The following is a 1150-nucleotide window of genomic DNA, read 5'->3' as shown; positions in this document are numbered from 1 at the left end:
CCCGACGATCCCGCCTCTGTCGTCCGCGCTCGTGACCGCACAATCGCTCGGGGCGGTCTCGGGGCGCGATTTCATGCTGGCTTTCCTGACCGGGTTCGAGGTGGAGTGCAAAATCTCGGAATGGATGCTGCCGCGCCATTACATGCAAGGCATGCATTCGAGTGGCACGGTCGGCACCATCGGCGCTTACGCAGCTGCCGCAAAGCTGCTGGGCCTCAAGGGCGACGAACTGCGCTGGGGCTTCGGCATCGCGGCGAGCTTCGCCGCAGGCATCCGCTGCAATTTCGGCACGATGACCAAGCCCCTCCATGTCGGTCGCGCCTGCGAAAATGGGGTGACGGCCGCGATGCTCGCCAAGCGCGGCTTCACCGCCGACCCGAACGCATTCGATGGGCCGTGGGGCTTCATGGCAGTGCAGGGCGGTGGCGCATCGCCCGAGAAACTGTCGCAAGGCTTCGGCAAGACCTGGACGATCGTGAACCCGGGCGTGTCGATCAAACCCTATCCCTGTGGCGTGCTGACCCATCCCACGATCGACCTGATGCTCAAACTCGTCACCGAAGGCGATGTTCAGCCCGAGGATATCGACACCGTGACCGTTCACGCCGGCAGCAATATCCTGAAACCGATCCGCTACCCGATCGCGCAAAACCACCTGCAGGCGAAGTTCTCTCTGCCCGCTGCGCTGTCGATGATCGCGCTGGCGCGGCAGGCCGGGAAGGTCGAATTCTCGGACGGGTTCGTGGCGAGTGACGCGATGCAGGACATGCAGCGCCGGATGCGCACTGAGCTGGATCCCGAGATCGAAGCACAGGGCTTCGACAAGATGCGCTCGCGGATCACGATCCGCCTCAAGGATGGGCGCGAGATCAGCGGCTGGGCCGATGAGCGCTATCGCGGCGGGCCGGAAAACCCGCTGAGCGATTCCGAGGTGGAGGACAAGTTCCGCTCTTGCTGCGCCGGGGTTCTGGAAGCAGATCAGCAGGATGCGCTGATCGCGCAGGCCTGGGCCGTCCTCGACATGACGGATGCAGGGCAGCTTGCCGACAGCTCGCAATAACGCATAGCCTCTGCCGATCCGACATCGGGTCGGCAGAAGGTCCCGGAGGGGCGCATGAAAGTTCACATTCTCGACGACTGGTTCGACACG

1 protein-coding gene is annotated in these 1150 nt (G+C 63.9%); it reads left to right on the top strand.

Going from position 1 to position 1150, the window contains the following annotated elements; all coding sequences use genetic code 11:
* Window positions 1–1060, top strand: a 1060-nt coding sequence (locus B3D39_RS17480; protein WP_286789921.1) for an MmgE/PrpD family protein, incomplete at its 5' end; no start/stop codon positions are given.
* Window positions 1061–1150: the final 90 nt, after the last annotated feature.

Source organism: Thioclava sp. UBA3469 (genome assembly GCF_002378135.1).
GTDB lineage: Bacteria > Pseudomonadota > Alphaproteobacteria > Rhodobacterales > Rhodobacteraceae > Thioclava > Thioclava sediminum.
Note: the sequence above shows the minus strand (reverse complement) of the source record. Positions and strands in the feature narration are given on the sequence as shown.